Origin of the sequence: Streptomyces sp. NPDC048172, assembly GCF_043202595.1 — a bacterium.
Lineage (GTDB): Bacteria > Actinomycetota > Actinomycetes > Streptomycetales > Streptomycetaceae > Streptomyces.
Genome location: NZ_JBIDAT010000002.1, coordinates 727,059 through 753,851 on the forward strand (window position 1 = coordinate 727,059; position 26,793 = coordinate 753,851).

The window sequence follows — 26,793 nt, forward strand, 5'->3', positions numbered from 1 at the left end:
GGACCTGGGAAGGAGGGCTGAGCCCATGGCGGTCTGGGACGACATCGTCGGCCAGGAGCGGGCCACGGCGCAGCTCGGCGCCGCCGCCCGGGACGCGGACGCGTATGTGACGGCCGAGGCGGCGGGCGCGGGCAGCGCGGAGCTGTCCGGCTCGTCGATGACCCACGCCTGGCTGTTCACCGGCCCTCCCGGCGCGGGGCGTGCCGCGGCGGCGCGCGCGTTCGCCGCCGCGCTCCAGTGCGTCAGTCCGGACCGCGCCCTCGGTGGCGCGCCGGGCTGCGGCTTCTGCGAGGGCTGCCACACGGCGATGGTGGGCACGCACGCCGATGTCGAGGTCGTCCGCACCGACCTGCTGACCATCGGCGTGAAGGAGACCCGCGACCTGGTGCGCAGGGCCCAGATGTCGCCCGCGGGCGGCCGCTGGCAGGTCATCGTCCTGGAGGACGGCGACCGCCTCACCGAGGGCGCGGGGAACGTGCTGCTGAAGGCCGTCGAGGAGCCCGCCCCGCGCACCGTATGGCTGCTGTGCGCGCCGTCGACGGAGGACGTGCTGCCGACGATCCGCTCGCGCTGCCGCCACCTCTCGCTCCGTACGCCGCCGGTGGACGCCGTCGCCGACCTGCTGATGCGGCGGGACGGCATCGAGCCGGAGATGGCGGCGTACGCGGCGCGGGCCACCCAGGGCCACATCGACCACGCCCTCCGCCTGGCCACCGACGAGCGCGCGCGGGCGCGGCGCGAGGCCGTGCTGAAGCTGCCGGGCCGGGTGGACGACGTGGGCGCGGCGCTGCGCGCGGCCCAGGAGCTGATCGACGCCGCGACGGAGGACGCCAAGCAGGTCGCCGAGGAGCTGGACGCCAAGGAGACCGAGGCGCTGCGCGCGGCCCTGGGCGGCGCCGAGGGCAAGCGGATGCCGCGCGGCACGGCGGGCGCGATGAAGGAGCTGGAGGACAAGCAGAAGCGCCGCTCGACGCGTACGCAGCGGGACTCGCTCGACCTCGCCCTCACCGACCTCACGGGGTTCTACCGGGACGTGCTGGCCCGCCAGTTGGGCTCCGAGGTCGCCCTCGCGCACACGGACAGCGCCGACACCGTGCGCCGCCTCGCCACCACCTCGGGCCCCGAGCAGACGCTGCGCCGGATAGAGGCGGTGCTGGAGTGCCGCCGGGCGCTGGACCGTAACGTGGCGCCGTTGCTGGCGGTCGAGTCGATGACGATGGCCCTGCGGGCGGGCTGAGCGGGCGGTTCTTCCCCCTCCCCGTACTGGCTCCCCGCACTGGCTCCCTGTACTGGGTCACTCGTCCGAGGAAGAGGACGGGCGCCCGGGCATGGTCCGTGCGCCCCCGGATACGCTCCCCAGGACGCGCCGCGAGCGAAGGGACCCAGCTCATGCAGCCCATGCAGGCCACGGACACGGACGCCAGGCGCATGATCCGCCGTGCCTCCCCTGCCGGGAGGGCGGCGGCTGCGGTTGCCGTGGCCGCGCTGCTGCTGCCGGTCCTGGCGGGCTGCTCGGACGAGGGCTCGTCCACCGAGCCCCGTACGGACGCCTCGGCGCGCGGCGCGAGCGCGAGCGCCGGTGCCTCCGCCCCCGCCCTCAAGCCGCTCCCGGCCAAGGTGCCCGAGGAGCTGAAGCCGTACTACGGGCAGAAGCTGAAGTGGCGCTCCTGCGACTCAGAGGGCTCCGGGGGCTCCGGGGACGCCGGGAGCTCCGGGGATGCCGGGGGCTCGGGCGGCTTCCAGTGCGCGGAGCTGCGCGTCCCGCTGGACTACGCGCACCCGGGCGCCGACGACGACAGCGATCTCGGCCTCGCCGTGACCCGTAAGAAGGCCGAGGGCGGGAAGAAGGCCCGCATCGGCTCCCTCCAGGTCAACCCGGGCGGGCCCGGCGGCTCCGCCGTCGACTACGTCGAGCAGGCCGCGGGCCTCGCGTACCCGCCCGAGGTGCGCAAGCGGTACGACATGGTCGGCATGGACCCGCGCGGCGTCGCCCGCAGCGAGCCCATCGAATGTCTGAGCGACCGCCAGATGGACGCCTTCACGCGCACCGACCAGACGCCCGACAGCGGCGCCGAGACCCGCCGCCTCTCCTCCGCGTACGAGCGCTTCGCGAAGGGCTGCGAGGAGCGTACGGGCAAGCGGCTCGGCCATGTCTCCACGACCGAGGCGGCGCGCGACATGGACGTGCTGCGCGCGGTGCTCGGCGACAAGAAGCTGCACTACTTCGGCGCCTCGTACGGCACGTACCTCGGTGCCTACTACGCCGGCCTCTTCCCCCAGCGCTCCGGCCGCCTCGTGCTGGACGGCGCGATGGACCCCACGCTCTCCTCCCTGCGGGTCAACCGTGAGCAGACGGCGGGCTTCGACACCGCGTTCCGGGCGTTCGCGCGCGACTGCGCGGGGCGCGACGACTGCCCGCTCGGCACCGGCGGCGTGAAGGCGGCGGGGCGCGAGCTGAGCGCCCTCTTCAAGAAGATCGACGCCGACCCGGTGCCCACGGACGACAGCTCCCGCGACCTGACGGAGTCCCTCGCGACGACGGGCGTGATCCGCGCGATGTACGACGAGGCCTCCTGGCCCACCCTCCGCGAGGCCCTCGCCGCCGCGAAGAAGGGCGAGGGCGCCCCGCTGCTCGCCCTCTCGGACGACTATTACGAGCGCGGCGCCGACGGCAAGTACACCAACATCATGTTCGCGAACCCGGCCGTGAACTGCGTGGACCTCCCCCCGGCGTTCTCGTCGTCCGCCGACGTCGAGAAGTCCCTCCCCTCCTTCGAGAAGGCGTCCCCGGTCTTCGGCCGGGGCTTCGCCTGGGCGGCGTTCAACTGCGGCTCCTGGCCCGTGAAGCCCACCGGCAGCCCGCACCACATCAAGGCTGAGGGCGCGGCCCCGATCGTGGTCGTCGGCACGACCCGTGACCCGGCCACCCCCTACCGCTGGGCCCGCGGCCTGGCGGGCCAGCTCGACTCGGCCCGCCTCCTCACGTACGAGGGCGACGGGCACACGGCGTACCAGCGCGGCAGCAAGTGCGTCGACGAGGCCATCGACGCCTACCTCCTCGACAACCGCCCGCCCAAGGACGGCACCACCTGCTCGTAAGCCCTCCCGACCATGGTCAGGAGCACCCCCATAAACCATGTAGACTTATCGCCGCTGCGGCTGCCACGCTGGTCGCACGCAGCTTGCCGCCTTAGCTCAGTCGGCCAGAGCGACGCACTCGTAATGCGTAGGTCAGGGGTTCGACTCCCCTAGGCGGCTCCGACAGAGGTCCAGGTCAGCAACCTTTGGGTTGGTGACCTGGACCTTTTCAGTTGCGGCGGGCGTTGCGGTGGGGCTGTCGGTGGTGGTGTGGCTCGCTCGTGGCCTCGGCTGTTCCTCTCGTCTTTCCTTTGAGTCGCAGGAGCAATGGTCGGGCGTGGGGGTGGGTGGGGTGGTCGCGCGGGGCAACTCTGTTTACCAGGTGCTGGTTTGGTGCTTTACTCAGCTTCGCTCGGGCTTCTCGGTGATCGAAAGCTCGGTGCTTTGGCGTTCTCTCTGGCAAAGAAGGATGGCTTCATGAAGCGCAAGTACGTCGGGGCCCTGGGGGTTCTGTCGTTGGGTGCGGCCTCTCTGCTGGGTACGGCCTCGGCCGCGTATGCCCAGGGGGAGGAGGGCGTCTCGGCTCAGGACGTGCAGGTGCAGTTCTCCTGTCCGTCGGTGAGCCTGTGCCTCTTCCAGTACGACAACTACGGGGGCAGCAAGCTCGTCATACCCGAGAACAAGAAGACCCCGTCCCTCGCGGCGCGGGGCTTCGACAACAAGGCGAGCTCGATGGCGAACCAGACGGGTTCCGAGGTCATCCTGTTCCAGCTCGCCAACTACTCGGGCGTCTCGTACACGGCGAAGCCCGTCAGCTACGACAAGACCTTCTCGAACAACAACTTCGACAACAGGGCCAGTTCCGTCTACTGGCGCTGACGTCGCGCGTCGGAGCGCTGCCCGGGCCCCACGTGTGGGGCCCGGGCAGTGTGTTAGTGGGTGGCGATTGCCGGGTCGGTCACGCCCGGCTTGCCCGTCTCCACGTGGCCTGCCAGGCGGCGGAGGTACGTCGGGGCCGAGTCCGTTGTGATGCGGACGTCGTACCAGTGGCGGGTCGGGGCCAGGGGGAGGGTGTGGGTCGTGGTGGTGCCGGGGCGGAGGGCCAGCTTTCTGGGCTTGCCGCCGTAGGCGTTGGTGACGTTCAGCGTCACCCTCTTCTCCGTGGGGTTGGTGAGCGTCAGCTCCAGGGCGCCCCCCGCGGCGACGTGGCGGGCGGTCACCTCCGGGGTCTGCTGCTTCGCCGGGCCCTGGAAGGTGCGGAGGAAGCCGTTGGGGCCGTGGACCGTGAGGTCGTAGGAGCCGTCCGTGCCGTCCGTCGACCAGGTGTCCGTCAGGGTTTTGGCCGCCTCCGTCGAGTAGACCCAGGGTCCGTCCGTACGGTTGCCGGAGGTGACGTGGAAGTGGGCGCCCGCCTTCTCGCCGCCGCCGAAGGTGAGCGTCACCTTGCCTGTGGCGGGGTCCGGTGCGATGTCCGTCAGGGGGGCGTAGGGGAGGGGGCGGGTCCGGCGTGCGCCCTTCTCCTGCTTGAGGGCCTGCGGGACGTCGGGGCGCGCGGGGTTCCAGGAGTCGTGGCGGTCGTTGTCCGGCGGCTCGTACGCGTCGACGTCCGGGAGCTCCGGGCGGTCGGTGTCCTTCAGGGAGAAGTCGAAGGCCGAGGTGAGGTCGCCGCAGACCGCGCGGCGCCACGGGGTGATCTGCGGCTCCTCGACGCCGAAGCGCTCCTCGATGAAGCGGATGATCGAGGTGTGGTCGAGGGTTTCCGAGCAGACGTAGCCGCCCGTCGACCAGGGGGAGACGACGAGCATGGGGACGCGCGGGCCTAGGCCGTACGGGCCGGCCTCGTTCTCCGCGTCGCCCTTGTAGATCTCGGCGGCCGTGTCCATGGTGGCCTTGCCCTGGTCGGGGGAGGCGGGGGCGTAGGGCGGGACGACGTGGTCGAAGTAGCCGTCGTTCTCGTCGTACGTGATGAACAGCGCCGTCTTGCTCCACACCTCGGGGTCGGAGGTGAGGACGTCCAGGAGCTGGGCGATGTACCAGGCGCCGTAGTTCGTCGGCCAGTTCGGGTGCTCGTCGAAGGCCTCGGGCGCGGTGACGTACGAGACCTGGGGCAGCTTGCCCGCGCGGATGTCGGCGCGCAGGTCGTCGAGGAGCTCGCCGCTCTTCTTGATCTCGGTGCCGCCGCGCGCCTTGTCGTAGAGGGGCTCGCCCGGCTTCGCCTTGCGGAAGGTCTCGTTGTAGAGCAGCGTGTTGCAGCCGTAGCAGCCGATGTAGGCGTCCTCGGTCCAGCCCCACTCGCCCGCGCCGTTCAGGCCGTTGCCGATGTCCTGGTAGTACTTCCAGGAGATCCCGGCCTCCTCCAGCCGCTCCACGTAGCTGATGCCCGGGTTGCCCGGCTTGTCGCCGGAGACGACCTGGCCGCCGATGCTGTCCTTCTCGCCGCCCTGGTAACCCGTCCACATGTAGTAGCGGTTGGGCTCGGTGTTGCCGATGTACGAGCAGTGGTACGCGTCGCACACGGTGAACTTGTCGGCGAGGGCGTAGAAGAACGGGATGTCGTCCCGGTTCATGTACGCCATGGTCTCCTCGGACTTGGCGGCGATCCAGCCGTCGTACTTGCCGCCGTTGAGGGCCTTGTGGCTGCCGTTCCAGCTGTGGTCGAGGCCCGCGAGGAACTTCATGCCGAGGTCTTCCTCGTCCGCCCGGTAGGGCAGCACCTCGGTCGCGTCGCCCGGCTTCTTGGGCTGGTGGAAGACGTTCTTGCCGCCCGGGAGCGTGACGGGGCGGGGGTCGCCGAAGCCGCGGACGCCCTTCATGGCGCCGAAGTACTGGTCGAAGGAGCGGTTCTCCTGCATCAGGACGACGATGTGCTCGACGTCCTTGAGCGAGCCGGTGCGGCGCGCGGCCGGGATGGCCGCGGCCCGCTCGATGCTGCTGGAGAGGGCTGCGAAGCCCGCGGTCGCTCCCGTTATCTGGAGGAAACGCCGCCGGTTGAGTTCAGGCATGACTGAGGACCTTTGGAAGGCGCGGGACAGCAGGGACACGCGGAGTCTGCCAAGGTCACAGGCATTCCGGAAGGGCTGTGACGGCTAAGAGGCCATTTGTGCCGCTTCTTCCGACGGCCTATGTGACCTGCGGTTTTACGCTCGTCGCCGCGCGTTCACTCAGCCCTTCTTGTACGTGTACCCCGCCGTGTACGACGCCGGGTGGTGCCGCAGTACGGACGCGGAGTCGAGGGTGAAGTACGAGGGGTCGTCCTTCTGGCAGAAGCCCGGGGTGCTGGAGCCGGTGAGCTTGGTCGTGCCGATGTTCAGGCGCTTGCCGCCGTCCGCCGTCCCGGTGAGGGTGGCGGTGGCCTCGCAGCTCAGCGACGGCTGGCCGTTGTCGGAGATGAGACGGGCCGCCAGCTGGCCCGGCGCCGCCTTGTAGATGCGGATCTCGGTCGGCCTCGGGCCCCCGAAGCCGGTGCCGAGCTTCCAGGTGCCGACGAACCGCTGCGGGACCCGGTTCCCCGACGGGGCGTCCCCGCCGCCGCCCGAGCCGCCGCCGGAGCTGCCGCCGCCGGAGCCGCCGTCGCCGCCGCCCGTGTCCCCGGAGCCGGAGCCCTTTCCGCCGTCCCCGTCCCCGCCCCCGTCGCCCTTCCCGCCGGAGGCGTCCTTGCCGTCCTTCCCGTCCTTGCCGTCGGCGCCCCGCTCGCCGCCCTTGCCGCCCTTGGCGTCGCCGGACGCGGCGCCGTCGTCGGCGCTTCCGGCGTCCCGGCCCTTCCCCTCGTCCTTGCCCTTGCCGTCCTTCTTGCCGTCGGCGTCCTTCGCCCCGGGGTGGTCGGGGGCCGCCGGGGACGCGTCGGAGCCCGGCGCGGCGGAGTGCCGGCCGCGGGAGTCGGCGCGCGCGTCGCCGTCGCGGTCGAGGAGGGCGAGGGTGCCGCCCGCCGCCACCACGGCGACGACGGCGCCCACCACGGCCCATCTACGGGCGGTGAGCCGGGGGCCTGTGGTCCGCGCGGTGGCGGTGCTGCCGTCCTTGTTCCCGCCGGTGTTCCCGTCCTCGCTCGCGTTCGCGCTCGCGCCCGTACTTCCGGCCGCGGCCATGGCCGCCGGCCCCGCGCCGACGGGCATGGCCTCCACGTCGAGGAGCCGGGCCGTCTGCTGCGCCAGGTGCGCCACGAGGCGCGGCGGTAGCCAGGGCCCCGCCTCCTCGGCCTCGGTGTCCGTCGTCGCGGCGAGGTCGTCCAGCAGCTCGTCCACGCCGGGGCGTTCGTCCGACTCCTTCGTCAGGCAGCGGCCGATCAGCGTGCGCAGGGCCGCGTCCTCGACCGTCGACAGGTCCGGGTCGGACTCGACGATCTTGTAGAGCACCGCGTGCTGGTTGCTCGCGCCGTGCCCGAACGGGAGGCGGCCCGTCGCCGCGTACACGAGCACGCCGCCGAGCGCGAAGACGTCGGCCGCCGGGCCGGGCTCCTCGCCGAGGATCTGCTCGGGCGCCATGAAGCCGGGCGAGCCGACGGCTGTTCCCGTGCTGGTCAGCGGGCCCTCGTCGGAGGGTTCGAGGGCGTAGGCGATGCCGAAGTCGATGACGCGCGGGCCCTCGACGGTGAGCAGCACGTTCGACGGCTTGAGGTCGCGGTGCACGATCCCGGCGGCGTGGATGCCGCGGAGCGCGCGCAGCAGCCCGTCGGCCAGCGCCCGTACGGAGTGGGCCGGCAGCGGCCCGTACTGCTTGACGACCGCGTCCAGCCCCGGCCCCGGCACATAGCCCGTGGCGACCCACGGCTGTTCGGCGTCCGGGTCGGCGTCGAGCACGGGCGCGGTCCAACGGCCGCCGACGCGGCGGGCCGCCTCGATCTCACGGCGGAAGCGGGCGCGGAACTTGGTCTTCGCGAGGTGCTCCTCGTGCACCGCCTTCACGGCGACGGTACGGCCGCCCTCCGACCTGGCCAGATAGACCCGGCCCATGCCGCCGGAGCCGAGCCGCCCGAGCAGCGGGTACGGGCCTATGCGGCGCGGATCGCCGGGCCACAGCGGCTGGACGCCGCCGAGGTCCTGGAGGCCGTCGCTGTCGCCCTCGCCGTCACCCTGGCCGTCGCCATTCCCGCCGTGGTCCTCGTAGTCCTCGTGTGCCTCGTGGTCCTCGTGTGCCTCGTCGCGGTTGGTCATGCCGCTGTCCTCGCCCCGTCCCATCCGTCTCAACGGGACAATCCCGTCCCCGAGTTGATCGGTACTATAGAAAAACTAAGTGCCAACTATCAATGCGGAAGGCGTACTCGCGTATGGCCCGCAGCTACGACCAGTTCTGTCCCGCGGCGCGGGCCCTCGATGTCGTGGGCGGCCGCTGGACCCTGCTGATCGTGCGGGAGCTGCTGCTCGGGCCCCGGCGCTACACCGACCTCGCCGCGGGCCTCCCCGGCATCGGGCCGAACGTACTGGCGGAGCGGCTGCGCGACATGCGGGAGACGGGGATCCTGGAGCAGACGAAGCTGCCGCCGCCCGCGGCCGGTTCCGCGTACGTGCTCACGGAGCTGGGCGAGGCCATGCGCCCGCTCGTGGACGAGCTGACGCGCTGGGGGACGCGGCTCGGCGGCCCGCCGGGGCCCGGGGCGACCTTCCAGCTCAACTGGCTGCTCAACGTCCTGCGCGCCACGTTCCGGCCCGAGGCGGCCCGGGGCGTCCGGGAGACGTACGAGTTCCGGATCGCGGGCGAGACCTTCCACCTCGCCGTGGACGACGGCACGCTCGACGTACGGCACGGCCCGGCGCCCGAGGCGGTCTGCTTCCTCACCGCGGACCTCGGTACGTTCATGGCGCTGGGCGCGCGCCTCGTGGGCCTGGACGACGCCGTCGCCCGCGGGCTCGCCGGGCTGGAGGGCGACCGGGCCGCGGCGGACCGCGCGGTGGAGATCGTCGGCTCGCACCCGGAGGCGATGGGCGGGCGCCACGGCCTTATCGGGGCCATCGGCGCCTCCTTCCGGCCCGAGGCGGCGCGGGGGGTCCGGGAGGCGTACGAGTTCCGGATCGACGGCACGGTCTTCCACGCCCGCGTCGACGACGGCACCGTCGAGATGGAGCTGGGCCCCGCACCGGCCCCCGGGCCCGACGCCGTGCTGGCGACCAGCCTGGGCGTGCTCCTCGAATTCGGCGCGGGCACGCTCCACCTGGAGGACGCGTTCATCGCGGGGTCGATCGAGGTGGAGGGCGAGCCGGAGGCGGGCCTGCGGATGGCCGACGCCTTCGGCGTGGTCCGCACGGGCACCTTCGGGACCTAGCCGTGTCCGGCGGCTGCCCTCTTCTCAGGGCTGGGCAGGGGCTGCCCCGTGCTGTGGGTTGCAGGCTGCGGCCGCGTCGTGGCTTGTCGCGCAGTTCCCCGCGCCCCTGACGGGGCACGTCTGACTGAGGCGGCACAACTAGGGGCGCGGGGAACTGCGCGAGCAACCACCCAACAACCCGCAGCCTGCGACCGGCAGGCGGGGCAGCCCCTGTCCAGCGGCCACGTCGGCCGAGGGATTACGGGAAGCGCAGGGTCCGGTCCATCGGCAGGACCAGGTGCCAGCGCAGCGTCGTGTCGTCGTACGGGCCGCAGGCCAGCACGCGGACGTCGACGGGGTCGGGGGAGACCAGGGGGAAGAACACCGGCCGTACGTCGTCGGCCGGGGACGGCTCCGGCGGGGCCGGGGTGCGCGAGTCCCAGAGCGCGGGGACGCCGGGCTGCGCGCGGACCTCGCGCACGACCTCGTCCAGCCGGGCGTTGTCCGGCCAGCGCTGCCAGGCCAGCCGGAGCCGGGTGAGGAGGGGCCCGGCCCAGCGTTCCTCCCAGTCGCGGAGCTGATAGCGGGCCTCGGGGGAGAACGCCCAGGCCATGACGTTGGCGCCGGGGCGTACCAGCCAGGGGCAGTGGCGGGCGGCGACCGTATTGGCGTCGACCACGTCCCACGCCTGGTCGCACAGGTAGCTGACGTGGCGCTGCTCGCGCATCAGATGGACGAGCGCCGGGTCGGGCTCGCGTGCCACGTCGTCCGCGCGGCGGGCCGGGGGCTCCAGGCCCGTGCCCCGGTGGAGCGCGGCCGTCTGGCGCGGCGAGAGGTCCAGGATCCGGGCGACCCCGGCGATCATCTCGCGGCCGTACCGCCGGTCCTCGCCCTTCTCCAGCGCCCGGTACCAGCGCTCGGAGACGCCGAGCAGGAGCGCCATGTCGAGCTGGGTGAGGTACGTACGGTGACCGCGCGCCCGTACGGTGCCGGGCACCTGGGAGGGGTCCCGGGCCATGCGCCAGGAGCGCAGCATCCGGCCCAGGTCCTCGCGTCGCGCGTTCGCCACGGTAAAGACCTCGCAAAGACAGTCGCAGGGGCGGGGACAGGGACGGGCGGGGATCCCCGTACGGCGGGACCGGAAGGGGCGCGGAGTCGCAGCATCGCACGCCGCACGCGGACCGGCACTCCGGGGTTCCGGAACCGTGGCGTGCCGATCTCGGGTCGCCGAGGGCGTCCAGGGTGAGGAGCGTCGCAGTCGAGCCACGTCCACGGAGAGTTCACCGATGAGCTACTTCCTGCCGGAAACCGACCCCGTGCTGACCGCCGCGCGCGGTCTGGCACTCGCCCACCCCGGCATGATCGAGGTGAACCCGTCGCCGCTGTACCTGCGGGCCCGCGCCCCGCACCCCGGCCGCAGGGTCGGCCTCGTCTCCGGCGGCGGCTCAGGGCACGAGCCCCTGCACACCGGGCTCCTCGGCCGCGGCGGGCTGGACGCGGTCTGCCCCGGCGAGGTCTTCGCCTCCCCGCACAACCGGCAGATCTACGAGGCGAGCGCGCGGGTGGCCGCCGGCATGAGCGACGGGGTGCTGCTCGTCGTCAAGAACTACACGGGCGACGTGATCAACTTCCAGATCGCCGCCGAACGCCTCCGCCACGACGGCATCCCCGTCGCCACCGTCCTCGTCGACGACGACCTGGCCACCGACCTCGCGGACAGCGCCACCGGCCGCCGGGGCACCGCCGCGACGGTCGTCGTCGAGAAGCTGCTCGGCGCCGCCGCCGACCGGGGCGCCTCGCTGGAGGAGCTGCAGGCCCTCGGCACCCGGATCGTGGAGCGCTCGCGCAGCGTCGCCGTCGCGGCCCGCGCCCAGACCTCGCCCACGACGGCGGCGCCCGCCTTCGACCTGGAGCCGGGCGTCCTCGACTACGGCGTCGGCATCCACGGCGAGCGCGGCACCCGCGAGATCGCGCGCCCGGCGGTCGGTGAACTGGTGCGGCGCATGACGGACGATCTGCTCGACGCGCTGCCGGAGGGGGCCGACGAGGGGTCCGACGGTCCCGACGACGTCCTCGTCCTCGTGAACGGCCTCGGCGCCACGACCGACCTCGAACTCCACTCCGTGGGCGTCCTGCTCCACGAGGAGCTGACCGCGCGCGGCCTCCGGCCCGTACTGACCGCCTCCGGCACCTTCACCTCGGCGCTCGACATGGCCGGGTTCTCGCTCACCCTCACCCGCCTCGAAGCGGGCTGGGCCGAGCTGTGGACGGAGCCGACGGAGACCCCGCTCGTCCTGCCGCGCCCGCTGGACACGGCGGCGGTGCCGGACACGGCGGCGGTGCCGGAGACGGCCGCGCCTGTCGCCGAACCCGTCGAGGTTCCGGCCACGGCGGGCAGCCGTACGGTCCTCGACCGGTACGCGGACGTCGTCGCGCAGGTCCGCGACAACCTCACCAAGCTCGACCAGCTCGTCGGCGACGGCGACTTCGGGGACAACCTCAGCGGCGGCGTACGGCGCGCGGTGAAGCTGGCCGACACGGCGGGCACCGCCGGGGCCGCCGCGCTCGCCCAGGCGTTCCTGGACGACGTCGGCGGAACGAGCGGCCCCCTCTTCGGGCTCCTCTTCCAGCACCTCGCCGTCGCGGAGGCGGACTCCGCCGAACCCTCGCTCGCGGCCCTGGCCGAGGCCGCGACCGGTGCCCACGCCGCGATCCACCGCGTGGGCGGCGCCCAGGTCGGCGACTGCACCCTGGTCGACGCGCTCGCGCCCGCCGCCGAGTCGCTGACGGCGAGCGCCGCCTCGGGCACCGAGGAGGCCCCGCTCACCACCGCGGCGCAGGCCGCCATCCGGGGCGCCCTCGCCACCGCGACCCTGCGCCCCCGCCGCGGCCGCGCCAGCTACGTCGGTGACCACGCCCTCGGCGTGCCCGACCCCGGCGCCCTCGCCGTGGCCCTCCTCTTCACCTCCCTGGCCGACATCCACGAGCCCGCCACCGCCACCCGCCTCCCGGCCCCGGGCTACGTCACGGTCCTCTGACCCCGGGTTCTCCTCCGTCCCTCCGCTCGTTCCGCCCTTCCGTCCACACCCGTGTGAGGTACAACGGAAGGGCGGCTCGCTGCTGCTCTGGACTGGTCGAGGGGAACGTGGTGGTGGAGTCGTACGGAGGCCGGGTGCCGTTCGTCGGACGGACCGCGGAGCTGCGGGCGCTCGACGTGGCGCTGGACGGCGGCGGGTCCGCCGTCGTGGACCTCACCGGTGACCCGGGGACCGGCAAGTCGCGGCTGCTGGCCGAGTTCGGGGTACGGGCGCGGGCGCGCGGCGCCGTCGTGCTGGGGGGCCGGGCCACGGAGGCGGGGCGGCGGCACGCGTTCCAGCCGTTCGCCGACGCCTTCGCGGATCTGGGGAGCCTCGGGCACGCGCGTACGGGGGCGCTGCCTCCGGAGGTGCTGCCTCCGGAGGTGCTGGGCGAGCCGTCCGCGCGCGAGAGGTTCGCGGTGTGCCGGGAGACGGCCGCCGCGCTGGCCCGTCTCCCCCGCCTCCCCCGTACGGCGCCGGGCCCCGTCCTCGTGCTCGACGATCTGCACTGGGCCGACGGCGCCTCCCTGGAGCTGCTCGACCACCTCGTACGGCATCCGGTCCCGCCGCCGTTCCTGCTCGTCGTCGCGCGCCGCCCCCGGCAGACGCCGCCCGCGCTCGCGTCCGCGCTGGCGCGCGGCGACATGACGGGCGCGGTCACGCGGATCGCGCTCGGCCCGCTCACCCGGCGCGACTGCATAGCGGGCCTGGCAGGCGGGCTGCCGCCCGAGCGTGCCGGGCGGATCCACGAGGAGGCGGAGGGCAACCCGCTCTACGTCCTCGCGCTGCTGGACGCCGCCGCGCGCGAGGAGGGCGAGGGGCTGCTCGCCGGGCCCCTAGGGCTGGTGCTGGACGAGCTGGCGCCGCTGTCGCCGCACGAGCGCGGCGTCGTGGAGGCCGTCGCCGTGCTGGGCGAGCACGCCGGCACCGACCTGCTCGCCGCCGTGACCGAGGGCGGCCCGGGGGCCGGGATCGGGACCGGTGGCGGGGCGCCGTGGCTGGGCGCGGCCCTGGCCGAGGCCGTACGGCGGGACCTCGTACGGACCGACGGGCGCGGGCGGCGGCTGGCGCCGCGGCATCCGCTGGTGGGGCGTGCGGTGCGGGCCGCCATGGACCCCTGGCGGCGGCAGGACCTGCACCGCCGCGCCGCCGACGAACTGGCCCGCGCCGGGGCCCCGCTGGTCGACCAGGCGCACCACATCGAACGTTCGCTCACCCGCTGGGACCCGGAGGCGGCCGGGACGCTGGCCTCCGCCGCCGAGCAGACGGCGGGCTCGGCGCCCGCGCTCGCCGCACGCTGGCTGGACGTGGTGCTCGGCGTCCTCCCGGACGTGCCCGAACACCGCGGCATCCGCTGCGAGCTGATGCTCCAGCGGGCCCGCGCGCTCGGCGCCGCCGGCGAGGTGCGCGAGAGCCGCGACCTCCTGCACCGCCTGCTCGCGCTCCGCGACACGGGGCCGGGGCCCGGGGCCGACGGAGTGCGGGCCTCCGCGCTCGTGCTGTGCGCGTTCATGGAGCGGCACCTGGGGCGCTACCCGGAGGCGGGCGCGCTGCTCCAGCGCGAGGTGGACCGGCGCCCCGGGCCGCCTCCGGAGCGGCGGCTCGCGCTCGTCGTCGAGTGGGGCAACCACGCGCTGTTCGCCACCCGCTTCCCCGAGGTGCGCGAGGAGCTGGCCCGGACGCTGGCCGGTGCCCGCGAACGGGGCGACGAGCCCGGCACGGCCGAGCTGCTGACGCTCGCCGCGATGGGCGAGGCGTACGAGGGCGCGACGGAGACCGCGCGCGGGCACGCGACGGAGGCGGCGGCCCTCACCGACGTGATGACGGACGGCGCCCTCGTACGGCAGGGCGAGTCGCTGGTCCGGCTGGGCTGGAGCGAGGTGTTCCTCGACCGGTACGCCGACGCCGAGCGGCACGCGGGGCGCGGCGTCGACGTGACGCGGCGCACGGGGCGCCCCTTCGCGCTCTCGCAGCTCCTGCTCTGCGCCGCGTACACGCACTGCGTGACGGGCCGCGTCACCTCGGCCGTCGCGCTGGCCGACGAGGCGGTGGCCGCCGCGCGGACGCTGGGCGGCGGCGAACTGCTGGGCTTCACGCGCGCGATCCGTTCCATGATCCTGATGCAGTCCCGGCCGCCGGGCGATCCGGAGGTGCGGGCGGCGGCGGAGGAGGCGGTGGCCACCGTCGAGGGCGAGGGCGGTTTCGAGGCGGGCCACGAGGGCGGCTGGTGGACGACGCTGGCCCGCTGCATGGCCGCGTACGCCGTGCTCGGCGCGAGCGGTCCGGGCGGCGCCGGAGATCCGGGGCGTGCCCGCGAGATGCTGCTGCGGGCGGGCGGCGGCCCCGCGCTGCCCCGCGTCCAGCCGTCCGTACGGCCGAACTTCCTGGAGCTGCTCGTCACCGCCTCCCTCGCCACCGGCGCGTCGGACGAGGCGGAGCGCGCCGCGGCCCTCGCGGCTGAGGAGGCCGAGCGGCTCGGGCTGCCCACGCAGCGCGGCGCCGCGCTGCGCGCCCGCGGCCTGGTCGCGGCGGCGCGCGGCGGGCCGGAGGGGGCGGCGGAGGCGGCACGCGCGTTCGCCGGGGCGGCGCGGGAGAGCGCCGCCTCGGGCGCGGCGCTGCGGGAGGCGCAGAGTCTGCTGCTGGGCGCCCCGTACGCACGGGCGGCGGGCGACGCCGAGCGGGCCGCGGCGATGTGGCGGCGCGGCCATCAGCTCGCCACGGCGGGCGGCGCGCGGCTCCTGGCGGGCCTCGCCGCGCACACGCGCACCGCCGCGCTCGGCGCGGACGCGTCCGGGACCGCCGGGGGCAGGCTGGCCGAACTGACGCGGCGCGAACGGGAGATCGCCGGTCTCGTCGCCGAGGGCCTCACCAACCAGGCCGTGGCCGAGAAGCTCTGCCTCAGCACGCGCACGGTCGAGAGCCATGTCGCCCGCGTCTACCGCAAGACCGGCGTCTCCTCGCGCGCCGCGCTCGCGACCCTCGTCGCCGTCACTTCTCCCGCGGATACGTATCGATGACCTCGCCGCGCGGGGTCGCCTTCAGATAGCCGGAGCCGTAGTCGTCCGAGAGGTAGAGGCTCATGCTCGGGCCGGTGTCGAACGTCTTCGAGGGCGGGGTCACGACGAGGTACCGGCTGGTGGGCTTCGCGACGCCCAGCTCCCGTTCGGCCCGCTTGAGCAGCTTCGGCACCGCGTCCCAGTCGTACGTCCGCAGATCCACGGGTGTGTTGCCCGACATGACCGTGCCGCCCGGGCCCTCGCGGGTGGCGACGTCACCGCCCCGGTAGCTGAAGCGGTCGTAGCGCTTGGTGCTGCCCTTGACCAACGCCTCGGCGGACACGTGCTCCTCGTGCACCGTGAAGCCGGTGACGCGGGTGCCGCCCATGACGGGCTTCAGCTTCCTGACGGCCGTACGGATCGCGGTGGGCGTCAGCAGCGTCTTCTCCGCGGCCTGTTCGGGCCGCGCCGCCGCGGAGCCGGAGCCGGAGCCGGTGCCGCGCTCCGTCGTCGGGGGCTTCTCCGGCTCCGTGCTCATGTTCCACGCCAGCAGCCCGGCGGGTACCGCCACGGAGAGCAGCAGCCCCACCCCCAGCACGGCCACCCGGAACCGCGACGGCCGCGAGGGCGGTGGTGGAGGCGTCGGCGGTGTCGGCGGTGTCGGCGCGGACGGGGGAGCCAGCCGGTACGAGGTCGGCACGCGCGCGTCCTCCGGCTCGGGTTCCGCCCGCGCCGCCACGTCCACGGTCGCCCGCTCCAGCATCCCGTCGAGCGTCGCGGCGTCCGGGCGCGCGCCCGGGTCCCGTACGAGCAGTGCGGTGAGCGCCGGGGTGAGCGGCCCCGCGCGGCGCGGGGGCGGGAGCGGGTCGCTGAGCACGGCGGCGAGCGTCGCGAGGGTGTTCTCGCGGCGCAGCGGGTGGTGGCCCTCGACCGCGACGTACAGCATCATCCCGAGCGACCACAGGTCGGAGGCGGCGCCGACGTCCCGGCCGCTGACCCGCTCCGGCGCCATGTAGTCGGGCGAGCCGATGACGGAGCCGGTGGCGGTGAGCCGGGTGGACTCGCGGATCGCGGCGATGCCGAAGTCCGTGAGGACGGGGCGGCCGTCGGGCCGCAGCAGCACGTTGGCCGGTTTCACGTCCCGGTGCTCGATGCCGGTCGCGTGCGCGGCGCGCAGCGCGGAGAGCAGCTCGCGGCCGAGCTCCGCCGCCTCCCCGGGCGGCAACGGGCCGCGGTCCAGCCGGTCCTGGAGCGAGCCGCCGGTCACCAGCTCCATGACCAGCCACGGGTACGTGCCCGCGCCGCCGTCGACGATGTGGTGGATGGTCACCACGTTGGGGTGGTCGACGCGCGCCAGGGCCTGGGCCTCGCGCAGCACGCGGGCGCGCAGCGTCGCCGCGCCCTCCGGGTCGTACTCGGCGAGGTCCGGGTCCGGCGGGCGTACCTCCTTCAGGGCCACGTCCCGGTGCAGGGCCAGGTCGCGGGCGTGCCAGACCGTGCCCATGCCTCCGCCGCCGAGCCGCGCCACCAGCTCGAAGCGGCCGTCGACCACACGCGGCGGCACGGTCACCAGGGGAGCCGGGTCCAGGGGCTGTCGTCCCTGGTGAGAAGCTCCTTTCCGGCCTCCTGGAACTTGCGGCTGTCGTCGTTGAGGCCCTCGATGTCGCAGCCCTTGGCGTCGTGCTGCCAGAAGAGACGGCCGATGACGAACGCGTGCTGGAACTCCTCCCACGAGCGGTACGCGGGACGGGAGAGGTCCACGGCGGCGGCGATCGCCGACCACGCCTCCTCGGGACGTACGAAGCCCGCGTCGAGGAAGATCCGGCTGGTGTGCACCACGCGCGCCGCGTCCCACGCGGCGATCGAGCGCGGCAGCCGCTCCCACCCGGCGGTGTGCTTGGCGCGCAGGCCGAAGTAGGTGGCGCTGTTGGTGAACCAGCGTTCGGCCTGCTTCGGGTCGAGCCCGTGCCGCGGGGCGAGGGCCGTCAGCTCCCGAGTGCCCCGCGTGAGCGCCTCCTTGAGGTCGCGGCGCCCGCCGCCCGTGTGCGCCGCGAGGCACGGTTCGAGGTGGAGCAGCATCAGCGCGTAGATCCGCTGGTGGCCGCCGTCGAGGAGGTAGCGGTAGGTGGCGTGGGCCGAGGCGTTGTCGGTGGTGCCCCAGGGGCCCTTGGCCAGCTTGGCGGCCGTACGCGGATCGGCCTCCATGGTGGGCGCGTTGACCGGCAGGTGGCCCTCGGCCGCGTACACCGCGCCCAGCGCCAGCCCTCTGTCCTGCTCGGGGGAGAGCGCGGGGGCGCCTTCCAGAACGTTGAACGAGGTGTCGAAGAAGTTCTTGAATCTGCCCAGCAGGCCCATGCGCGCGCGGTCCGTTCCCATCCGTGTCGGTCGTCGGTCGTCGGTCGCCGGCCGTCGGTCGTCGGTCGTCGGCCGGAGAGTGTCGGTGCCGAGCGGCAGGGGGTCCGCTCGGCACGCCCGTCGAGCCTGCCGGAGGGCGCGCGCCGCGACATCCGTAGAACTACGGAATCCACTACGTAAAACGTGCGGGCCGTCGCGATTTCCGGGTGTCTCACTTTCCCGTCGCCCGACGGCCCCGGCTTTCCTAAGGTGCGGGCAAGGGGAAGGGGGGGCAGACATGGATGAAGCGGACTCCTCCGTCGCACTGCCGTGCGCGGAGGTCGTGGAGGTCTGGCCGCGCGACGGCCGGATCACGCTGCGGCTGACGCTGGTGGGGGCGTCGGCCGGGGCCGCGACGCTGCTGCTCAGGACGCGCGGGGCCGCGCGGCACCGCGAGGAGCTGCGGGTGGCGGCGGAGGGGAGTGGCCGGGAGTTCACGGCGACGGTGCCGCTGGAGCCGCTGGTGAGGGAGCCGGGCGAGGACTCCGCGACCGGCTCGTGGACCTGGGACCTCTACCTGATCCCCGAGGGCGGCGCACGGCTGCTGCGCGTCGGCCGCCACCTCGACGACGTACGGGGCAAGAAGCACATCTTCCGCTACCCCGTGCAGCACGCCCACGGGACCGCCGTCGAGCCCTACTTCACGGTGCGGGACAACTTCTCGCTCGCGTGCCGACGGGACGGCGGACGGGCGGCGCCATGAGGATCCGCTTCCTGCTGCTGAACGCGTACGCCGTCGGCGGTACCGTCCGCACCGTCGTCAACCAGGCGAACGCGCTGGCCGCCGCCGGGCACGAGGTGGAGCTCACCAGCGTCCGCCGCCACCGCGCGGAGCCCCGCTTCGCCCTCCACCCGGACATCCGGCTGCGCGCGCTGGTGGACGACACGGCGCTCACGGCCCGTACGGCCCGGCTGGCCGCGCGCCCGAGCAGGCTGGCGGAGCCCGCCGACGGGAAGTACGACCGCTTCAGCCGCCTCTCCGACCGGCGCCTCGTGCGCCATCTGCGCGGCCTCGACGGCGGCGTCCTGATCACGACCCGGCCCGCGCTCAACCTCTTCGCGGCCCGCTTCGCGCCGTCCGGCGTCCTCCGCGTCGGCCAGGAGCATCTGCACTACGGCCACCACGGGCCCGAGCTCGCCCGCCAGATCGACCACTGGTACCGGCGGCTGGACGCCGTCACGGTCCTCACGGCCGCCGACCGGCGGACGTACGAGGAGCGGCTCGCGGGCTCCGGCGTCCGCGTCGAGCAGATCCCCAACCCGCTGCCGGACACCGAGCCGCTGCGCTCGGCGCTCGACCGTCCGCTGATCCTCAGCGCGGGGCGGCTGGTGCGGACGAAGGGCTTCGACATCCTCATCCGCTCCTTCGCACCGATCGCCGGGCGGCACCCCGACTGGCGGCTGCGGATCTACGGTGCCGGGCCCGAGCGCGACCGGCTGCTCGCCCTCATCCACCGCCTCCACCTCTACAACCACGTCCACCTCATGGGCCTCACCCCGCATCTGGAGCGGGAGATGGCCAAGGCGTCGGTCTTCGCGCTGGCCTCGCGGCACGAGGGCTTCGGCATGGTCCTGGCGGAGGCGATGAGCCACGGCGTACCGCCGGTCAGCTTCGACTGCCCCGTCGGGCCCCGGGAGATCATCACGGGCGGCGACGGCCTCCTCGTCTCGCCGCCCGGCGACACGGAGGCCCTGACCAAGGCCCTCGGCCTCCTCGTCGAACGCCCCGAAGCCCGCCGCGCCCTCGGCACCCGCGCCCTCACCTCGGCCCGCCGCTACAGCACAGCCCGCGTCCGCGCCCACTGGGAACGGCTACTCACGGAACTGACCGCGGACCCGTAGAGCCCTAGGAGGCGTCCTCCGGCTCCGTGCGGCTGACCAGGCGTTCGTAGCGCTGGCGGGCGGCCTGGGGGGTGCCGAGGCCGAGGCCGAAGGCGATGTCGGGCCAGGTCATCCCGCGGCCCCGGGCCATCTGGAGGAGCCCGGCCTCCAGCTCGTCCATGTCGCCCCGGGCGCGCGGCACCAGGGTCAGGGCCGCGGTGATGTCGGCCCTGTCGACCTCCGGCTCGCCCTCCTCGCGCCGGGCCACGCCGCTGAGCAGGAACGACACGAGCCGCACCGCCTCGTGCGGGGACAGCACGGAGGGGTGCGTCTGACGGGCGCGCTGCGCGTCGCTCGCCGCGTGCCGCTCCGCGATACGGAACAGCGAGGCGTGCACGCGCTCGGCGCGGGCCTGGTCGGGGTGCGGGGGCGCGAAGGGGTCGGGCGTCGTCTCCATGCGCCCAGCGTGTGCGAGGGTGTGTGTCGTTGTCAACGACTACTTGCAAACACTTTGTTTGTATACGTGTTCGTGTACAGCCGCACGAACTCCGGGTCGTCCGTGAGCGGCGACTCCGCGCGGACCGCCGTGCGCTGGACGGCGATGACCGCCGTGTCGTCCTCGGGGGCGCCCGTGCGGTGCGCCGCCAGGTCGGTGAGGAGGCGGTCGACCAGCTCGCCCGGCGAGCCGACGCCCTCGGCGGCGAGCGCCGCCACGCGCTCCTCCAGCGGGTAGAACGCGCCGTCCGCGTCCCGGCACTCGGTGACCCCGTCGGTCGTCATCAGGACCAGGTCCCCGGGACGGAACCGCAGCCGGTACGGCTCCGCCGTGCCCGGGGTGCCCAGCGGGGCCATGCCCAGCGGCAGGCCGGGCTCGGCCGGGACGCGGGTGACCCGGCCGTCGCGGATCAGCAGCGGCGGCTCATGGCCGAAGCTGAGCACGTCGAGGACGCCGTCACGCTCGTCGACGTTCAGCAGCAGGCCCGTCGAGAACAGGTCCTCGCCGTCCTCCTCCCCGGCCACGTGCCGGTCCCACAGGTTCCGGCGCCGCATCCGGGTCTCCAGCCGGTCCGCGACCGTCGCGAGGTCCGGCTCGTGGAACGCCGCCTCCCGGAACGCGGACAGCAGCGCCGCCGACGCCGACACCGCCGCGAGCCCCTTCCCGCTCACATCGCCCAGCACGATGCGGGTGCCGTGCGGGGACGGCTGGAAGTCGTACCAGTCGCCGCCGACGCGCGCCGCGCGGGCCGCCGGGAGGTACGCGTCCGCCAGCCGCAGCCCCAGGAACCGGTCCGGCATCGGCCGCATCAGCGCCCGCTGGCTCGCCTCCGCGACGGCGTCGACGTCCGCCAACCGCTCCTCCGCGCGCGTACGGCTCCGCGCCAGTACGACCGCGAGTACGCCCGAGGCGGCGGCCACCGTCGTCCCCACCAGCGACCAGTGGTCCTGGCCCGCGTTCCCGGGGGTCGACACGTACAGCACGCCCCAGCCGGCCGCCACCACGACGGCGGTGAACGCCGTCACCACCCACGACGACACCATCGCGATCACGAAGGGCAGCAGCCACAGGAGGGAACGGGGCCGGAAGTCGGCGGGCGTCAGGGCGTCCAGTGCGAGCACGGCTCCTACGGTCGCCGTCGCGAGTGTGGCGATTCCCAGTCGTGTCCTGCGGACGGCGTGCGCCGTGCCCAGCTGGGGCCCCTGGGCCCACGTGGTGCGTCGCATACCCCCGACCCTCCAATCCGCCCCCGACCCCCCGGTAGAGCCAAACGTCCCCACCCCCGAGGGCTGACGCCCTCCCCTGTATTCGTAGTGCGGCTCCGCCGCGGGTCAGGGCTTGCCCGTTAAGGGGCGCGGGCCTGTGCTTGTTTTGCGGCTCCGCCGCGTGGGCGCGCCGGGTCCAAGACGTCGGGGCTTGCCCCTTCTCCCTAGGGGCGCGGGGAACTGCGCGCCAAGCCACGACGCGGGCGCGGCCCGCGAAGCACAGCCCGGGGCACCCCGGGCGCGGCCCTTGTACGCGGGGCACCCGGCGTGGGGGGCTGCGCTTGCCAACCCTGCGCCTTGCGCAGACTTCCCAAGCTTCGCAGGGGTGGAGGGAGAAGCGAAGGTGCCCCGTTAGGGGCGCGGGGAACTGCGCGGCCAGCCACAGCGCAGGCGCGCCCGGCGATGCACGGAACGGGGCAGTCTCTGCCCGCAAGGCACAAGCAGAGGAGGGCTCTCTAGGCTGCCGGGGGTTCCGCCGACGTCGTGGAGAGGAGGCGGGTGGTGGAGCGGCCTGCTACGAGGGGGATCTCCCAGACGTGGGCACCGAGTTCGGCCGCCGCCCGCCGCTTCGCGTCCGCATGCGGATCCCCCTCCGTGAAGGCGAGCGCCCCCGGCCGCAGCGGGACGAGCGCACGCTCGTAGGACTGCCAGTCGACCACCGTGGGGTCGCCGTGGACGAGACACACGGCGTCCACCACCCGCAGCGCCGCGAGGAGTTCGGCACGCTCGTTCTCGGAGTTGACCGGACGGTCGGGCCCCTTCCAGGCGCGCGTACGGGCGTCGTCCTCGACGCCGACGATCAGCCCGCCGAGCCCGGCCGCGACCGCCCGCTCACGCACGGCCCCCAGGAACCGCGCGTGCCCGACGTGCAGCAGGTCGAACACTCCGGTCACCACGGCGGCGCCCACGGGCGCTGCCTGCGGCTCCTCGGGCGTCCACCACTCCAGTCGTAGCTCCTGCACGGCCCCACCTCGTCTGCGATCCGTTCGGCACTGTCGAGTCAACCATGAGCGGGCACGGCCCCGCCGGAGCGGGCCTCGCCCGCGAGCAGATCCCATGCCTGGTCGAGTGCGTTTTCGACCGGAGGGGCTGTGGTGTCGCTCACACGGCAGAGCGCGCCGGGCCCCGCGAGGCGCGTCAGATGGGGGAGGGGGAGGGAGGGGAGCGGCACCGTCCCGAACGCGGCGACCGCGCCGACGCATCGCGCCACCGCCCCGGCCCCCGTGCCCAGGCCGAGGACGCCGGGCAGGGCCCGCAGCCCCGGGTCGCGCAGGTCCAGGTCCTCGACGAGGAGTTCGGCGCCCGCGTAGCTCACGCGGGTGAGCGTCCGTACCGCGCCGCCCGTCTCGCCCGTACGCCCCAGCGACAGCAGCTCGCGCCAGCGCATGCGGGCGCCCTCCGCGAGGTTGGCCGTCAGGCGGCGTTCGACGTGCGCGCCGTCGGAGACGACGAACGGGCGCGAGGGCCAGCACAGCTCCGCGCCCTCGCCGAGGCGTACCTCGGCGCTCCAGGAGGACGCGGGGCCGCCCCGGTGGTCGTAGGCGACGAGGCCCGCGGCCTCCGTCAGCTCCAGCCGCGCGCCGGGTCCGACCTCGACGCGCAGGGCGAGCGCGTCGCCCGCGAGCAGCCCGGCGTGGGTGCCGACGAGCGCGAGGCGCAGCGGGCCGCCCGGCGGCGAGTGGAGCGGGCGCGGCGCGAGGAGGTCGCCGGTGCGCAGCTCGCGCGCGAGGTGGCGCCCTTCGCCGTCGCGCTCGACGGCGATCACGGTCTCCACGGCCCAAGACCTCAGTGCGCGTGCGAGTGCGGGGCCATCGGGCCCGGGTCCACCGGCGTGTGCTCGCCCGCGCGGTGCCGGGCGAGCAGCGTGCGTACCCAGTCGGCGAGTTCGGCGACGGAGGCCGGGTCGTTCTTCGAGAGCGCGAGGACGGGCGCGCCGTCCCGCGCCGCGCGCGCGTCGGCGACCATGCGGTCCACGTCGACCTCGACGTACGGCGCGAGGTCCGTCTTGTTGATCACCAGCAGGTCGGCGCCCGTGATGCCGGGGCCGCCCTTGCGCGCGACGTCGCCGCCGCCCGCGACGTCGAGGCAGAAGAGCTGCGCGTCGGCGAGCGCGGGGCTGAAGGTCGCGGTGAGGTTGTCGCCGCCGCTCTCGATGAGGACGAGGTCGAGCGGACCGTACGCCTCCGCGAGGTCCTCGACGGCGTCGAGGTTCACGCTCACGTCGTCGCGGATCGCGGTGTGCGGGCAGGCGCCGGTCTCGACGGCGCGGATGCGCTCGGTGGGCAGGACCCCGGCGGAGCGCAGGAAGCGGGCGTCCTCGTCGGTGTAGATGTCGTTGGTGACGACGGCCATCGCCAGCTCGTCCGCGAGCGCGCGGCAGAGGGTGGCGAGGATCGAGCTCTTGCCGGTGCCGACGGGCCCGGCGACGCCGAGCCGCAGCGGGGGGACGACAGGGTCGGGGCTATGCAAGGAACAGTCTCCGTTCTCGTTGTGCGTGGGCGAGTGCCCACTCTTCGGTGAGCGGCGCCGAGCGGGCCGGGAGGCCGCCGGGCGTCCGTACGGCCACGGCCTCGGCCACGGCCGCCTCGACGTCCGGCCCGGCTGCCAGCAGCCAGGCGGCCGAGTCGAGCGGGTCGCCGGGCAGCAGCTTGAGCGCGGCGGAGGCGACGGCCTGGAGGTCGTCGTAGACCGCGACCCGCGCCAGCTCCTCCTCCCCGACGCCGAGCGCCGCGCCCAGCGCGCCCAGCGCGACGGGGCGGTAGGGGCGGGACGGGAGGCCCGTCACCGCCGGATGGCGGGGCGCGAGGCGCCGCGCGAGCCGCCGCACCCCCCGCCCGAGTGCCACGGACGCCTCCCGCAGCGGCTCGGTCGGCGTACGCGCCGCGAGCGCGCGCTGAACCGCCCCGTAGTCGGCTTCGCCGAGGCCGCCAGCGCGCAGTGCCAGGACCGTGGCCGCCGCCTCCGTCACGCACACCGTGCGCAGCCGGGCCCGCAGCAGCGCGGGGACCCGGTCGCGGGTGAGCCCGGCGGCGACGGCCGGTTCGAGCCCGGCGCTGTACGTGTACGAGCCGACCGGCAGGCGTCCGTCGGCCAGCAGGAGCGAGGCCAGCGGGCTCATCAGCGCCTCATCAGAAGAGGCTGTACCGCTGGGCGAGCGGTACCTCGTGCGCGGGCTCCGGCTTCACCAGCTCCCCGTCGATGCGGATGTCGAACGTCTCGGGGTCCACGTCGATCGCGGGCGTCGCCGTGTTGTTCGGCAGGTCGGCCTTGGTGAGGTGCCGTGTCGGCCGTACGGGCACGAGCTCGCGCTCCAGGCCGAGGCGCCCGGCGAGGCCGTCCTCCAGCGCGGCGGGCGCGACGAAGCTGACGGAGAGGTGCGGCGCGGCAGCGGCGGCGGCCGAGGGGCGCAGCAGGACGGGCTGGGTGGTCGGGATCGCCGCGTTGGGGTCGCCGACGGGCGCGTGCACGACCATGCCGCCCTTGATCACGGCGGCGGGCCTGATGCCGAAGAACGCGGGCTCCCACAGCACGAGGTCGGCCAGCTTGCCCGGCTCGACGGAGCCCACGACGTGGTCGATGCCGTGCGCGACGGCGGGGTTGATCGTGTACTTGGCGACGTAGCGGCGGGCGCGGGCGTTGTCGGCGAGGGACGTGTCGCCGGCACGGCGCCCGAAGCGGGCCTTCATCAGGTCGGCCACCTGCCAGGTGCGGCAGATGACTTCGCCGACCCGTCCCATCGCCTGCGCGTCGGAGGACGTGATGGACAGCGCGCCCAGGTCGTGCAGCACGTCCTCGGCGGCGATCGTCGTCGCCCGGATCCGGGACTCGGCGAAGGCCAGGTCCTCCGGCACGCGCGGGTTGAGGTGGTGGCAGACCATCAGCATGTCGAGGTGCTCGGCGACGGTGTTGACGGTGTGCGGCAGCGTGGGGTTGGTGGAGGCGGGCAGCACGTTCGCGTGCGCGGCGACCGTGATGATGTCCGGCGCGTGGCCGCCGCCCGCGCCCTCGGCGTGGAAGACGTGGATGCCGCGCCCGGCGATGGCGGCGACGGTCTCCTCGACGTACCCGGCCTCGTTGAGGCTGTCGGCGTGCAGCGCGACCTGGAGGCCGTACGCCTCGGCGGCGCGCAGGGCCGCGTCGATCGCGGCGGGGCCCGCGCCCCAGTCCTCGTGCACCTTGTACCCGGCGGCGCCGCCGAGGGCCTGCTCGCGCAGTGCTTCGTCGCCGTCCGGGCCCCGGGTGCTGCCCTTGCCGAAGAGGAGCACGTTGAGGGGGGCCCGGTCGAGGGCGCGGTGCATCATCGCGAGGTTGCGCGGGCCCGGCGTCACGGTCGTCGCCTTCGAGCCCTCGGTGGGCCCGGTGCCGCCGCCGATCACGGTGGTGGTGCCGGTGGCCAGGGCCTCGTGCAGGGTCTCGGGGATCAGGAAGTGGACGTGGGTGTCGACGGCCCCGGCGGTGAGGACGCGGCCCTCGCCGGAGATCACGTCGGTCCCCGGGCCGACGAGGAGCCGGGGGTGGATCTCCTCGCCGGCGGTCTCGGGGTTCCCCGCGTGGCCGAGCGCGACGATGCGGCCGTCGCGCACGCCGACGTCGGCCTTGACGACGCCCCAGTGGTCGAGGACGACGACGTTGGTGATCACGAGGTCGAGCGCGCCGCGCGCGTGCGGCACGCCGCCCTGGGCCATGGACTCGCGCAGGGACTTGCCGCCGCCGAACACGGCCTCGTCGCCGCCCGCGCAGCGGTCCTCCTCGACCTCGATCCACAGGTCCGTGTCGCCGAGCCGGATCCGGTCGCCCGTGGTGGGCCCGTAGAGCGCGGCGTACGCCTCTCTGGTCAGTCGCATTTCTGCCGCGCTCTCCCTGTGAATTCGACCAGTACGACATCCGTCGCGATTCCGGGCTCGAATCGGAGCGAGGTCCCGGAGGGAATGTCGAGCCGGAATCCACCGGTCGCCGCCCTGTTGAATTCCAGGGCCGGATTGGCGTCCGTGAACAGCAGGTGCGAGCCGACCTGCACGGGCCGGTCGCCGGTGTTCGTGACGCGTGCCGTCCGCCGCTCGCGGCCCGCGTTCAGCTCGACCCAGCCCTCGCCCGTACGGATCTCGCCCGGGGTCACGGGATCGGCTCCGTCAGCGTGACGAGCTTGCGTCCGTCCGGAAAAGTGGCCTCGACCTGCACGTCGTGCAGCATCTCGGGGATGCCGTCCAGCACGTCGTCCCGGGACAGCACGGAGCGCCCGCGCGTCATGAGGTCCAGGACGCCCGCGCCCTCGCGCGCCCGCTCCAGGACCCAGCACGAGAGCAGGGCCACGGCCTCCGGATAATTGAGCCGAACTCCCCGGGACAATCGGTCCCTGGCCACCATTCCGGCGACGCTCAGCAGCAATTTCTCCGTGTCGGCAGGAGTGAGCAACATGAAAAGGAAACCTCCG

Annotated in this window: 23 protein-coding genes and 1 tRNA gene; 10 read left to right on the forward strand and 14 right to left on the reverse strand. The window is 74.3% G+C overall.

Translation table 11 applies throughout. The features are described 5' to 3' along the window. The first annotated feature begins 25 nt into the window (after positions 1-25). From ACGF3A_RS11910 to ACGF3A_RS11930, 5 genes are all read left to right on the forward strand, one after another. A complete protein-coding gene (locus ACGF3A_RS11910; protein ID WP_393728443.1) occupies positions 26-1,237 on the forward strand; it encodes a DNA polymerase III subunit delta' in 1,212 nt (403 codons plus the stop codon). 161 nt (positions 1,238-1,398) lie between these two features. Then, positions 1,399-3,099: an alpha/beta hydrolase gene (locus ACGF3A_RS11915; RefSeq protein WP_393729105.1), complete on the forward strand. Its 1,701-nt coding sequence runs from the start codon at positions 1,399-1,401 to the stop codon at positions 3,097-3,099. A gap of 85 nt (positions 3,100-3,184) precedes the next feature. Next, positions 3,185-3,258, forward strand: a tRNA-Thr gene (locus tag ACGF3A_RS11920). Positions 3,259-3,292: 34 nt separating this feature from the next. Further along, positions 3,293-3,559: a hypothetical protein gene (locus ACGF3A_RS11925; protein WP_393728445.1), complete on the forward strand. Its 267-nt coding sequence runs from the start codon at positions 3,293-3,295 to the stop codon at positions 3,557-3,559. Then, positions 3,556-3,957, forward strand: coding sequence for a peptidase inhibitor family I36 protein (locus ACGF3A_RS11930; RefSeq protein WP_393728447.1), 402 nt, complete (start codon positions 3,556-3,558; stop codon positions 3,955-3,957). Before ACGF3A_RS11925 ends, ACGF3A_RS11930 begins: the two co-directional genes overlap by 4 nt. Positions 3,958-4,010: 53 nt before the next feature. Here ACGF3A_RS11930 and ACGF3A_RS11935 read toward each other — a convergent pair whose 3' ends face one another. Both ACGF3A_RS11935 and ACGF3A_RS11940 read right to left on the reverse strand, forming a co-directional pair. Further along, a complete protein-coding gene (locus ACGF3A_RS11935; protein ID WP_393728449.1) occupies positions 4,011-6,080 on the reverse strand; it encodes a phosphocholine-specific phospholipase C in 2,070 nt (689 codons plus the stop codon). Positions 6,081-6,239: 159 nt separating this feature from the next. Further along, positions 6,240-8,228: a serine/threonine-protein kinase gene (locus ACGF3A_RS11940; protein WP_393728451.1), complete on the reverse strand. Its 1,989-nt coding sequence runs from the start codon at positions 8,226-8,228 to the stop codon at positions 6,240-6,242. Between the two features lie 113 nt (positions 8,229-8,341). Here ACGF3A_RS11940 and ACGF3A_RS11945 point away from each other — a divergent pair, with 113 nt between their 5' ends. Continuing rightward, a complete protein-coding gene (locus ACGF3A_RS11945) occupies positions 8,342-9,334 on the forward strand; it encodes a winged helix-turn-helix transcriptional regulator (protein ID WP_393728453.1) in 993 nt (330 codons plus the stop codon). Between the two features lie 238 nt (positions 9,335-9,572). Here the strand turns inward: ACGF3A_RS11945 and ACGF3A_RS11950 are convergent, their stop codons facing one another. Continuing rightward, positions 9,573-10,382, reverse strand: a complete 810-nt coding sequence (locus ACGF3A_RS11950) for an XRE family transcriptional regulator (protein ID WP_393728455.1) — start codon at positions 10,380-10,382, stop codon at positions 9,573-9,575. A 217-nt stretch (positions 10,383-10,599) separates the two neighbouring features. On the opposite strand from ACGF3A_RS11950, the gene ACGF3A_RS11955 reads away from it, so the two are divergent. Next, positions 10,600-12,351, forward strand: a complete 1,752-nt coding sequence (locus ACGF3A_RS11955) for a dihydroxyacetone kinase family protein (RefSeq protein ID WP_393728457.1) — start codon at positions 10,600-10,602, stop codon at positions 12,349-12,351. A gap of 113 nt (positions 12,352-12,464) precedes the next feature. Next, entirely contained in the window at positions 12,465-15,407 is a 2,943-nt protein-coding gene (locus ACGF3A_RS11960) for an AAA family ATPase (RefSeq protein ID WP_393728459.1), read from the forward strand. On the opposite strand, the gene ACGF3A_RS11965 is transcribed toward ACGF3A_RS11960, so the two are convergent. Then, a complete protein-coding gene (locus tag ACGF3A_RS11965) occupies positions 15,379-16,950 on the reverse strand; it encodes a serine/threonine-protein kinase (protein WP_393728461.1) in 1,572 nt (523 codons plus the stop codon). The genes ACGF3A_RS11960 and ACGF3A_RS11965 overlap by 29 nt on opposite strands. Before the next feature lie 2 nt (positions 16,951-16,952). Next, a complete protein-coding gene (locus tag ACGF3A_RS11970; protein ID WP_393728462.1) occupies positions 16,953-17,762 on the reverse strand; it encodes a DUF1266 domain-containing protein in 810 nt (269 codons plus the stop codon). 256 nt (positions 17,763-18,018) lie between these two features. Between ACGF3A_RS11970 and ACGF3A_RS11975 the strand changes: the two genes are divergently transcribed. Both ACGF3A_RS11975 and ACGF3A_RS11980 read left to right on the forward strand, forming a co-directional pair. Beyond that, positions 18,019-18,483 (forward strand): hypothetical protein, encoded by a 465-nt coding sequence (locus ACGF3A_RS11975; protein ID WP_393728464.1) that lies wholly within the window; start codon positions 18,019-18,021, stop codon positions 18,481-18,483. Further along, positions 18,480-19,622 carry a glycosyltransferase family 4 protein gene (locus ACGF3A_RS11980; RefSeq protein ID WP_393728466.1) on the forward strand — a complete coding sequence of 381 codons (1,143 nt, stop codon included), beginning with the start codon at positions 18,480-18,482 and terminating at the stop codon, positions 19,620-19,622. Before ACGF3A_RS11975 ends, ACGF3A_RS11980 begins: the two co-directional genes overlap by 4 nt. Before the next feature lie 4 nt (positions 19,623-19,626). Here ACGF3A_RS11980 and ACGF3A_RS11985 read toward each other — a convergent pair whose 3' ends face one another. From ACGF3A_RS11985 to ACGF3A_RS12025, 9 genes are all read right to left on the reverse strand, one after another. Beyond that, entirely contained in the window at positions 19,627-20,058 is a 432-nt protein-coding gene (locus ACGF3A_RS11985; protein ID WP_393728468.1) for a DNA-binding protein, read from the reverse strand. 32 nt (positions 20,059-20,090) lie between these two features. Further along, positions 20,091-21,323, reverse strand: coding sequence for a PP2C family protein-serine/threonine phosphatase (locus ACGF3A_RS11990; RefSeq protein WP_393728470.1), 1,233 nt, complete (start codon positions 21,321-21,323; stop codon positions 20,091-20,093). A gap of 494 nt (positions 21,324-21,817) precedes the next feature. Continuing rightward, entirely contained in the window at positions 21,818-22,324 is a 507-nt protein-coding gene (locus tag ACGF3A_RS11995; protein ID WP_393728472.1) for an adenylyltransferase/cytidyltransferase family protein, read from the reverse strand. Positions 22,325-22,362: 38 nt separating this feature from the next. After that, entirely contained in the window at positions 22,363-23,136 is a 774-nt protein-coding gene (locus ACGF3A_RS12000) for an urease accessory protein UreD (protein ID WP_393728474.1), read from the reverse strand. Between the two features lie 11 nt (positions 23,137-23,147). Then, complete coding sequence (ureG, locus tag ACGF3A_RS12005) at positions 23,148-23,831, reverse strand: urease accessory protein UreG (protein ID WP_393728476.1); 684 nt, start codon at positions 23,829-23,831, stop codon at positions 23,148-23,150. Then, on the reverse strand, positions 23,824-24,480 hold the full coding sequence (locus ACGF3A_RS12010; protein WP_393728478.1) for an urease accessory protein UreF: 657 nt from the start codon (positions 24,478-24,480) through the stop codon (positions 23,824-23,826). The genes ureG and ACGF3A_RS12010 overlap by 8 nt, the downstream gene beginning before the upstream one ends. A gap of 10 nt (positions 24,481-24,490) precedes the next feature. Continuing rightward, complete coding sequence (locus ACGF3A_RS12015; protein ID WP_393728480.1) at positions 24,491-26,206, reverse strand: urease subunit alpha; 1,716 nt, start codon at positions 26,204-26,206, stop codon at positions 24,491-24,493. Then, positions 26,197-26,478, reverse strand: a complete 282-nt coding sequence (ureB, locus tag ACGF3A_RS12020; protein WP_393728482.1) for an urease subunit beta — start codon at positions 26,476-26,478, stop codon at positions 26,197-26,199. Before ureB ends, ACGF3A_RS12015 begins: the two co-directional genes overlap by 10 nt. Further along, complete coding sequence (locus ACGF3A_RS12025) at positions 26,475-26,777, reverse strand: urease subunit gamma (protein ID WP_393728484.1); 303 nt, start codon at positions 26,775-26,777, stop codon at positions 26,475-26,477. Before ACGF3A_RS12025 ends, ureB begins: the two co-directional genes overlap by 4 nt. Positions 26,778-26,793: the final 16 nt, after the last annotated feature.